Here is a 6,226-nt window from a genome sequence, read left to right on the forward strand (position 1 = left end):
ATTAGATTGATGATTAATACTGGTAATTAGTTATACGTTTAGTTAAAATTTAGAGATTTTTTGTAGGAATTTTGTTTGGATTATACTACAAAAACTTAATGTTTACAGTAGCTTTGCTTTTTTCATTTATTTAAACCACAACCTCCTGTATAGGCTTACAGGTAGCTGTAAGACCACAAGAATTTAGATTGATGAAAAAGGTTTAACCCAACTCAATTGAATAGCGATATCAAGAGCAATTGCAGCTAGCGCAAACCATAACAAACTTTCTGCCGCCAACACCAAAAATGGCCAAATTGTGCTGTGAGAATTCCACCCAAATTCTATCTGAGTTAATCCGCGCACCAAGCCAAAAGCTAACACGCCACCAGCTTTGAGTTGGGGATTTCGATCGGAGCGGATGATATAGCGGTAGGTGACACCAAATAGGAAACCAGTAAAAGTGGCAACTGCACCACTTACCCATAAGCGCCAGTTAAGATCACTTTGCAGACATACAAGTGTCTGAAAATATGTTGCTAGTACTAGAGTATTTAACAGACTGGCGATCGCAAAAGCGAAACATACAGATAATCCCCCAACTATTCCAGCCTTGAGAGATTCTATGCGTTCTGCCATTAATTGAGGATCTAAAGTTGGGTTCACTCTATATATAAATTACGGATTGGGTATTGGGAAAACTCTTCCCCAGTCTCCAATATGATAAATGCTAGAGCAGTTTTGTAATCAATTAAATATTGTTCTCATGTAGGAATTTTGATGATGAACTCGGTTCCCATGCCGGGTTGAGAATTCACTTCTAAAATGCCTTTGTGTTTCTCTACAATTATTTGATATGCAATCGACAAGCCAAGTCCAGTACCTTTTCCAACAGTTTTCGTGGTAAACAACGGCTCAAACAAGCGTTTTTTAAGCCGTTCAGGAATACCAACCCCATTGTCAGCAATCCGAATTATAACTAATTGTTCAGAATTTATTTCTGTGGCAATTTTAATCTGAGGAATTAAATTGCTCATTTTGCCTTCTATTATAGCTTCATCAAGAGCATCAACTGCATTTGCCAGAATGTTCATAAATACTTGATTCATTTCCCCTAGATAGCAGCGAACCTGTGGTAATTCTCCATAACTTTTAATAACTTCAATGCGAGGGCGATCGCCATTAGCATTGAGGCGGTGTTGCAAAATCATTAGTGTACTATCTAGTCCTTGGTGCAAATCAGCAGATATTTTGGCATCCCTGTCTGAGCGACAGAAGTTGCGGAGTGAATTAGAAAGGTTCCTAATTCGTTCACTTCCTAGCTGGAGTGAGTTTAAGATTTTTACTATATCTTCGAGAACAAAGTTCAGATCCAAGTCCTCAATGGCATTGGTAATTTTGGCTGTTGGGTTTGGATACTCTTGTTCATATAGTAGGAACAACTTGGTTACTCCTGCAATGTGTTCTTGCAAGGGTGGAATATTACTAGAAATAAAGTTGATCGGGTTATTGATTTCATGGCCAACACCAGCGATTAACTCTCCAAGTGTTGATAGTTTCTCTTGCTGCACTAGTTGGACTTGGGCTTTTTGCAAAGCCTTGGTGCGATCGCTGACTTGTTGTTCCAAAGATTCAGTCAATTGTTTGAGTTGTAAATGTACGCGTACTCTGGCAATAACTTCCTCTTGGGCAAACGGTTTAGGGATATAGTCTACTGCACCAAGGGAAAATCCCTTCGTTTTGCTCTCCGTATCCGCTAAAGCAGTAGTGAAAATAATCGGAATGTTTTGGGTAACAGGATTAGCTTTGAGGCGGCGACAAGTTTCAAATCCATCAATACCGGGCATTTGTACATCCAGCAAAATCAACTCTGGTTGATTGCGTTCGGCTTGAGCGATCGCACTTTCTCCATCGACTGCAACCCGGAAACGAAAACCCTCACTATTGAGCGCTTCACACACGACAGATAAATTTGTCGGATTATCATCCACAATCAAAATAAATCCGTTATTTTGAATTTTGCTCATGATGAATTTCAAACTGAATTTGAACTCAAATTAATCAATGCATTGTTGAATAAAAGTTTCCAAACGTTTGAGTTGGAAATTACTAGCAAGCTGGACGATTTGCTGGGCAAAAACGCTTAACTGCTGATCGGATGCAGAAAGTTCTTCAGCCAGTTCCAAGATTTTTTGAATATCGCCGTTTTCTGTCAGTTCGAGTAACTCTTGTAAAACCTCTTTGGCAGGATAAATCATCTCATTTTGTTGATCCAAACCACCTGTATAGGTTTTTTTGATTGCGTCTACCTTAACATCAAAAATCCATTCTAGATGCAAAAATTGTCGTAACATTTCCAGCAGCGTTTCAGCTTCTACAGGCTTTGGTAAAAATGCATCTGCACCGACATCAATACTCTTGTGCTGGTCGATTGCAAACACGCTAGCTGACGAAGCGATGACAGCAATTTCTTTAAATGGCCCAGGCTGACGCAAACGCTCGATCAACTCAAATCCATTTAATATAGGCATCACGAGGTCAGTGATAATCAAGTCTGGTTTGTGGGCTAGAGCCTGTTCCCATGCTTCTTGACCCTGGCTAGCTTCTACCACAGTAAACCCAACAGGCTCTAGTAAATTTACAATTACCGATCGGTTTTCCCATTTGTCATCCGCAATCAAAATCGTGCGCCTTTGTCCTTGATAACCAATAATAGTTCCTTGCTCAACCACTCTAGAAACCTTTGCCCAGTCTTTAGATTCTGGGAATTCTGCCTCAAACCAGAAAGTACTACCTTTGCGTAAGGTACTTTGCACCTGAATTTGACCACCCATTAACAAAACAATTTTTTGGCTGATTGCTAATCCCAAGCCTGTACCTTCAGATTGTCGTTTTTGATTTCCCACTTGCTCAAAGGGCTGGAAGATTTTCTCGGCTTGTTCAGGGCTTATACCCGTGCCGGTATTTACTACTTGAAAACGAATTTTGTAATTAGTTTGTCCATTGGTATTTGATTCTTGACCAATCACCTGAACTTTGAAAGTGACACTGCCTTGATGAGTAAATTTAATCGCATTACTAAGCAAGTTAATCAATACTTGCCGCAAGCGTTTTTCATCAGCATGAATACCCGTTGGCAAATCAGGATCGAGTTCAATGTGAAATGCGATCACCTTTTGTTCTGCCCGGATGCGGCAAATTTCAGCCACGCTATCTATAAAAGCAGGCAAGTAAAAATCAACAGGATACAATTCCAACTTCCGGGCTTCTATTTTGGAGAGATCCAGCACATCATTAATTAGGGTTAAAAGATGAGAACCACATTGATAAATGATGCTGACTCCTTTACGTCCTTTTTCACTCAAAGATTCTGTACGTTGGAGAATTTGTGTATAGCCGAGAATCCCGTTGAGAGGTGTGCGTAGTTCATGACTCATATTGGCAAGAAATTCACTCTTGGCTTGGCTGGAGTTTTGAGCGACTTCCTCTGCAAGGCGTAGTTCTTTCTCGATGCGTTTACGCTCGACAATTTCAGTTGAAAGCACTTGATTGATAGCTTCTAACTGGGCTGGGCTGGGTAGCGTCAGAGCTTGAGGCATGAGATAAAATAACGCAAATGCCGTGTATATCGAAATAATCGCAGTTAAAGCTTTTAAACCACCTGCAATCCAATAGTCTGGATGCCAAAGCGTCCAAATATCTATCAAGTGTCCAGTACCGCAGGCAATGATAAAAGCACCAAATAACAAAAAGACTCCATTGAAAGGAACGTCTTGACGCTTGGAAATAAAGTAAATCAGTAAAAAGGGAATAGAATAATAGGCTAGAGCGATCGTGGCATCAGAAATAATGTGGAGCGAAACTAATCCAGTTTGCCAGAGATAACAATGTCCGTGGGGAACAAAACCGTTGGAGTGGAAAGGATAGTTGAAAAATGTCGGCATGATATTAGGGGTTGCTGGATTGGAAGTATATACGCATAGCCCTAGTATTCCCAAAGTATCAAGTCAGAAAGCGCGATCGCTACTTTTTTAGATTCGTGTTTATCGTTGCTTAAAATGCTAGCGTATCGAGAAAATTTGTTTGGTGTCTTTTTTGCGACGCCGAATAGCCCGTTGTAGACATCGCACGCAAAACTTACAATGTCATTAACAAAAAAATCTCAGCCTGCCCAATCCCTGTATGATAAGTATTAGAAACCTTTTGTAATTATTTGAAAAGTGGGACTATGGAGATTTTGACACTAGGTTGGGTATCGTTGTTAGTTGTGTTCACTTGGTCAATTGCAATGGTAGTGTGGGGACGTAACGGACTGTAGAGGTATTGTGGAAAGTCCATTCTTGAGTATTTTGGCTTTATTTGCTGTAGTGCTGCTCGTAGTAGTGACTGGTGGTATTGGTTATTTGACCCTGGCAGATTGGCGCGATCGCCGTCGTCGAGATGAAGAAAAACGCACCACCCGCAGCGCCACTCCCAAGCGGCGATAATTTTATTGTGATTGAAAAATCTTTTTGTGGGGACGCGATACTATCCATTGGTGTCAACTTCAGCAAAAAGTAAGTAAAAGATGTAATCTAGGAACATGAATAATGATGTTCTTAGATATACATCATGGCAAGAAAACGACCAGCGCGAATAGGAAATCCAGACCTGCGGCAGCAAAAACAAGTACAGAAATGGTGTTTCGTGCTTTATACCATTTTTCACAAGCTGTTCTCCGTGGTGATGCACATGAGGCTGTTCCTTATCTTGTGGAACGTCAAAAGCTCTTTGGATTAGTTAAAGCAAGGCGTAAGCGCCACTCTTGAGATTGACGCTTACACCGAACAATATTTGGGCAAAATCTTCTTAAGTTGACACCAATGGGCACTGCCGTGCCCCTACACCCCGCGATATAATGTTGTACCGCATCTGAATGGGAACCGCTATATAAGACTCCTATTTAATTTTTGAATAACTAAGCTGCTTAAAAGCTTGCCAGACAAAGATTTACTTTTCAAAATACTGAGCAGGATTCAAGTAGGATTGCTATATGTATGTGAACATAATAATTACATAAATGAAAAAATGAAAGTTAGCATTCAAAATACAGTAGAAATTCTAGAGCAAGTTCACCAATTAGAGTCCACATTAGGTCTTAAAAATGAAGCCTGCCGTTCTAAATTTTTGATTCATCCTGACTTCACTTCAAAAGTTTTTTTGTTTTTGCATGGTTTTACAGCAGGCCCTTACCAGTTCGAGCCGCTTGGTAAAGCCTTCTTTAACACGGGATATAACGTTCTAATTCCTTTACAACCCGGTCATGGACGCTCAGGTGACTGGAAGTCTCAAAATCCTCCACCCCTGCCAACAGATATTGAGATTTATCAAAAATTTGTAATCAAATGGTTAGAGATTGCCAAAACGCTAGGGCAACAAGTTGTAATTGGTGGATTATCAACAGGTGGAACTTTAGCTGCTTGGTTAGCTTTAGAGCATCCTCAAGAGATTGACCGCACCTTATTGTTCACGCCTTATTTAGGTAGCTGCTACTTAATATTCGATCAACTGATCAAACTTCTGCCAATTTACTTTGAATGGTTCAACAAAGATGCACCCGGCAATTTTGGTTATAAAGGTTTTTGTCTCAAGGCCTTACGGATATTTTTGGAATTGGGATATCAGGTTTTAGACAAGTCTCAAGGCTGTGTTTCTGCCCCAATTTTAATGGTATGTAGTGAGGCAGATAGTGTTGTTAGTCGCTCGAAACAGCAGGATCTTTTCCGAAGAGTACTTAGGCAGCAACCAAAATCCTGGTATTACTGTTTCGATGATTCGCTTCACATTGAACATCGAATGATGACAAAATTGGAAGACAATGATTATGAGGAACTGGTAATTACCCTTAGTAAAGCATTTGTTGAGAGTGATTTAACTTGGGTAGAGTTTGAGCAAATGGCAAAGCGGATAGTGCAGGGGCAAGCTCATGACCAAATCATGCAAGAACTCAACTTTAATGAACAAGTTTTTCCACAGCTATCTGCAATGATGACTCAAGGTTTTGGCTGTGAACATCTTAAATGTATTAATCCAGATTGCTAATGAGCATCGTAATTTTGCAAAAAATCGTTTTTTGTGTAAAACATGATATTTATCTTCAAATTATAAAAAAGGAAAAATTTCTTGGGGAGCGTCGGAAAGAATGCTTACAAGGGGAGCATCCCAGTTTTTTGCAAAGAGGGGGAAAATCAGTCAGGATAAGTAAGAC

6 protein-coding genes and 1 pseudogene are annotated in these 6,226 nt (G+C 40.1%); 4 read left to right on the forward strand and 3 right to left on the reverse strand.

All coding sequences use genetic code 11. The features are described 5' to 3' along the window. Positions 1 to 183: 183 nt before the first annotated feature. The 3 genes from HWQ58_RS23690 to HWQ58_RS23700 all read right to left on the reverse strand — a co-directional run bounded on the left by HWQ58_RS23690 (position 184) and on the right by HWQ58_RS23700 (position 3,923). Positions 184 to 618 (reverse strand): hypothetical protein, encoded by a 435-nt coding sequence (locus HWQ58_RS23690; RefSeq protein ID WP_292867970.1) that lies wholly within the window; start codon positions 616 to 618, stop codon positions 184 to 186. Positions 619 to 743: 125 nt separating this feature from the next. Continuing rightward, positions 744 to 2,006: a response regulator gene (locus HWQ58_RS23695; protein ID WP_292867958.1), complete on the reverse strand. Its 1,263-nt coding sequence runs from the start codon at positions 2,004 to 2,006 to the stop codon at positions 744 to 746. A 30-nt stretch (positions 2,007 to 2,036) separates the two neighbouring features. After that, positions 2,037 to 3,923, reverse strand: coding sequence for an ATP-binding protein (locus tag HWQ58_RS23700; protein WP_292867961.1), 1,887 nt, complete (start codon positions 3,921 to 3,923; stop codon positions 2,037 to 2,039). A gap of 284 nt (positions 3,924 to 4,207) precedes the next feature. Between HWQ58_RS23700 and petN the strand changes: the two genes are divergently transcribed. The 4 genes and pseudogenes from petN (at position 4,208) to HWQ58_RS23720 (ending at position 6,060) form a co-directional block, all read left to right on the forward strand. Then, entirely contained in the window at positions 4,208 to 4,297 is a 90-nt protein-coding gene (gene petN, locus HWQ58_RS23705) for a cytochrome b6-f complex subunit PetN (RefSeq protein WP_012408302.1), read from the forward strand. A 7-nt stretch (positions 4,298 to 4,304) separates the two neighbouring features. After that, positions 4,305 to 4,466: a hypothetical protein gene (locus HWQ58_RS23710; protein WP_094350864.1), complete on the forward strand. Its 162-nt coding sequence runs from the start codon at positions 4,305 to 4,307 to the stop codon at positions 4,464 to 4,466. Between the two features lie 180 nt (positions 4,467 to 4,646). Next, positions 4,647 to 4,831, forward strand: a pseudogene (locus tag HWQ58_RS23715) (IS4 family transposase); the annotation flags it as partial. A gap of 215 nt (positions 4,832 to 5,046) precedes the next feature. Continuing rightward, positions 5,047 to 6,060: an alpha/beta fold hydrolase gene (locus HWQ58_RS23720; protein WP_292867964.1), complete on the forward strand. Its 1,014-nt coding sequence runs from the start codon at positions 5,047 to 5,049 to the stop codon at positions 6,058 to 6,060. Positions 6,061 to 6,226 lie beyond the last annotated feature (166 nt).

The sequence above is a fragment of the Nostoc sp. LPT genome (assembly GCF_017115165.1).
Classification (GTDB): Bacteria; Cyanobacteriota; Cyanobacteriia; order Cyanobacteriales; family Nostocaceae; genus Nostoc.